Source organism: Streptomyces sp. AB3(2024) (assembly GCF_041862025.1).
In the GTDB taxonomy this organism is placed as follows: Bacteria; Actinomycetota; Actinomycetes; order Streptomycetales; family Streptomycetaceae; genus Streptomyces.
On sequence record NZ_JBGWAB010000259.1, the window covers coordinates 1 to 4379 of the forward strand.

Here is a 4379-nt window from a genome sequence, read left to right on the forward strand (position 1 = left end):
GAACTCACCGATGGCGTCACCGCCCTCGGACAGCAGACGCCACAGGTCCTCCGGCGTCCGCACACCACCCGGGAAGCGGCAGCTCATCGCCACGATCGCGATCGGGTCGTCGTCCAGGGCCGGGCCCGCGACGACCACCGGACCGGCGATCTCGGCCTGGTTGCCCAGCAGTTCGTCGCGGAGGAACGCGGTGAGGGCGGAGGCCGTCGGGTAGTCGAAGATCAGCGTCGCCGGCAGGGTCACACCGGTGACGGCGCCGAGCCGGTTGCGCAGCTCGACGGCCGTGAGCGAGTCGAACCCGAGCTCCTTGAAGGCACGTTCGGCCCCGACGGCGTCGGCGCCGTCGTGCCCGAGCACTGCGGCGACCTGGGCACGGACCAGCCCGAGCAGCTCCCGCTCCAGCTCGGCCGCACCGAGCCCGGCGAACTTCCCGACCGGCACACCGACGGATTCCGCATGGGCTGCCGTACCGGCAGGGCGGGTCTCGGGCAGCTCGGCAAAGAGGGTGCTGGGCCGTACCGCGGTGAAGGCCGGGCCGAACCGCTCCCAGTCCACGTCCGCGACGAGCAGAACCGCACCATCCGACGAGCCCACGCTCTGCTTCAGGACGGCCATCGCGGTGTCGGGCGCCATGGGCGGCAGCCCCTCACGCCGCATCCGCGCCTCCAGGGCGTCATCAGCTGCCATACCGCCCTCGGCCCAGGGGCCCCACGCGAGCGAGGTCGCAGCCAGCCCGACGGCCCGCCGCTGCTCCGCAAGAGCATCCAGGTAGGCGTTCGCAGCAGCGTAATTACCCTGACCGGCCGCACCGGTCATCCCGCTCATCGAGGAGAACAACACGAACGCGGACAGCTCGATCCCGAGCTCGACGGTCAGCTCGTGCAGGTTCAGCGCGGAGACCGCCTTCGCCCGCAGCACGCTCTCGAACCGCTCAGGAGTCAGCGCCTCCAGCACACCGTCATCCAGCACACCCGCGGTATGCACCACAGCCGTCAGCGTCTCGGCCTCAGCGGCAAGCAGCTCCCGCAGCGCATCACGGTCAGCGGCATCACACGCCACCACCGACACCTCGACGCCCGTCTCCGCGAGCTCCGCCGCCAGCTCGGCGGCGCCGGGCGCGTCGGCGCCCCGGCGACTGGTCAACACCAGACGCTCGGCGCCCGCGCCGGCCAGCCAGCGCGCAACCCGACCACCCAGAGCACCCGTACCACCAGTGACCAGCACGGTCCCGGACGGCACCCACGAGCCCGAGTCCCCGGCAGCCGCACGAACCAGCCGACGCCCGAACACCCCGGAGGACCGGACCGCTACCTGGTCCTCACCGGCAAGACCACCCGCCAGCACACCAGCCAGCCGGGCCATCGCCCGCTCGTCCCACACCTCGGGAAGGTCCACCAGGCCGCCCCAGCGCTCCGGAACCTCCAGAGCGGCAACCCGGCCCAGACCCCACACCTGCGCCTGAACCGCAGACACCAGCCGATCCGAACGACCCACACTCACCGCACCCCGGGTCAGACACCACAACGGCGCCCCCACCCCGGCCTCACCCAACACCCGCACCAGCTCAGCCGACGGCACCACACCCACAGCCTCATCCAACGCCAGCAACGACACCACACCCGCCACAGGACCCGCCGCCCCAGCCAGCGCGGCACGCACCCCACCACCCTCAACCACCACACGAAGAACCTCAGCCCCCCGAGCGGCCAGCCCCTCCACCACAGCCGTGTCATCCACACCACCGGCCGGAACAACCACCAGCCACACCCCGGAAAGCCGCGCACCCCCCACGGAGTCCATCACCGGCTTCCAGGACGCCCGGTACCGCCACGCGTCGACCTCGGACTGGGTCCGCAGGCCGCGGCGCCACGCCGAGAGAGCCGGCAGGACCGAGCTCCACGCGCCCTCGTCCGCCATCTCCAGCGTGTCGGCGAGGGACTCCATGTCCTCACGCTCCACCGCGTCCCAGAAACGGGAGTCCAGATCACCCGTGAGACCGCTCCGCGTAGCCGCGCCCGTCAGTTGCAGCCAGTAGCGCTGGCGCTGGAAGGCGTACGTCGGCAGCTCGATGCGCCGGGCACCCGTACCGGCGAAGAAGGCGGACCAGTCCACCTCCACACCCCGCACATGTGCCTGGGCCACGGCGCCGACGAACGTCTCGGCCTCGACCCGTCCTGCGCGCAGGACGGGGAGGAAGGCGGTGTCGGGGTCACCGGTCAGGCAGTCCTGCGCCAGCGCCGACAGCACCCCGTCGGGGCCGATTTCGAGGTACGTCGTGACGCCGGCCGCTTCGAGGGCCTGCATGCCGTCGAGGAAGCGCACGGCTTCGCGGACGTGCCGCACCCAGAACTCGGCCGAACTCATCTCATCCGAGACGAGAGACCCGGTCAGGTTGGAGACGAGCGGGATGCGCGGAGCAGCGAAGGACAGCCCCTGCACCACCTGGCGGAAGTCGTCCAGCATGCCGTCCATGTGCGGCGAGTGGAACGCGTGGCTCACGGTCAGCCGCTTGGACTTCCGATCCGCGAAAGCCTCCACGACCGCGACGGCAGCGTCCTCGTCACCGGCGATCACGACCGAACGCGGACCATTGACGGCGGCGATGCTCACGCGCTCGGTCAGCAGCGGCAGGACCTCGTCCTCCGACGCCTGCACCGCGATCATCACACCACCCGAAGGCAGCGCCTGCATCAACCGGCCGCGCGCCGCCACCAGCGCACACGCGTCCTCCAGCGACAGCACACCCGCCACGTGCGCGGCAGCGATCTCACCGATCGAATGCCCGGACAGGAAGTCGGGCCGGACACCCCAGCTCTCCACCAGCCGGAACAGCGCCACCTCGACCGCGAACAGTGCCGGCTGGGTGTAGCGCGTCTCGTCCAGGAGACCTGCGTCCGCGCCGAACAGCACATCCTTCACCGGCAGTTCGAACCGCGCGCACACCTCGTCCAGGGCGGCCTTGAACACCGGGAAGGTGTCATACAGCTCGCGCCCCATCCCCAGGCGCTGGCTGCCCTGACCGGTGAAGAGGAAGGCGAGCTTGCCGGAGACCGGCGATCCCTCGACCACACCGGCCGGCGTACGGCCGTCCGCCAGCGCCGCAAGGCCGGCCAGCAGCCCCTCACGGTCAGCGGCGAAGACCGCCGCCCGGTCCTCGAACAGCGCCTTGCCCGACGCCAACGACCACGCGACATCGAGCGGACGCACATCCACTGCGGACAGCACGTACGACTCAAGCTGACGCGCCTGCGCCCGCAGAGCGTCTTCACCCTTTGCCGAGAGCACCCAGGGCACCACCGGCAGCGCTACGCCCACTCCCGGCACCTCTGCCACGTCGGTGACCGGCGGCTGCTCGATGATGGTGTGCGCGTTCGTGCCGCTGATGCCGAAGGAGGAGACACCCGCGCGGCGCGGGCGGCCGGTCTCCGGCCACTCCACCGCATCGGTCAGCAGGCGGACATCGCCCGCCTCCCAGTCGATCTGCGAGGACGGCGCGTCCACGTGCAGCGTCTTCGGCAGGACGCCGTGCCGCATCGCCATGATCATCTTGATCACACCGGCCACACCCGCAGCCGCCTGCGTGTGACCGATGTTCGACTTGATCGAACCGAGCAGCAGCGGCTGGCCCTCCGCCCGCTCCTGGCCGTACGTCGCCAGCAGCGCCTGCGCCTCGATCGGGTCACCCAGCCGGGTCCCCGTACCGTGCGCCTCCACCGCGTCCACATCCGCGGTCGACAGACCCGCACTGGCCAGCGCCTCGCGGATCACCCTCTGCTGCGACGGACCGTTCGGGGCCGTCAGGCCGTTGCTCGCACCGTCCTGGTTGACCGCCGAACCCCGCACCACCGCCAGCACCGGATGCCCGTGACGACGCGCGTCCGACAGCCGCTCCACCAGCAGCATGCCCGCGCCCTCGGCCCAACCGGTCCCGTCCGCACCCTCCGCGAAGGACTTGCAACGACCATCGGTCGCCAGACCGCGCTGGCGGCTGAAGTCGATGAACGTCTCCGGCGTCGCCATGACCGCGACACCGCCGGCCAGTGCCATGTCGCACTCGCCGTTGCGCAGGGCCTGAATCGCCCAGTGCAGCGCGACCAGCGACGAGGAGCACGCCGTGTCAACGGTGACCGCCGGGCCCTCCAGCCCGAAGGTGTAGGCGATACGGCCGGAAGCGATGCTGCCGGCGTTCCCGGTGCCGAGGTACCCCTCGACTCCCTCGGGCAGTTCGTCTCCCGCACCGGCGCCGTCTCCGATGCCGATGCCGCTCACGTAGTCGTGGTACATGACGCCGGCGAAGACGCCGGTCCGGCTGCCCCGCAGAACGGCCGGGTCGATGCCCGCTCGCTCGAAGGCCTCCCACGAGGTCTCCAGCAGCAGCC

At 71.1% G+C, this 4379-nt stretch carries 1 protein-coding gene; it reads right to left on the reverse strand.

Features of this window, described 5'->3' with window-relative positions:
• A partial coding sequence (locus ACEPPI_RS39930; protein ID WP_373920153.1) for a type I polyketide synthase occupies nucleotides 1–4379 on the reverse strand: 4379 nt, incomplete at both ends.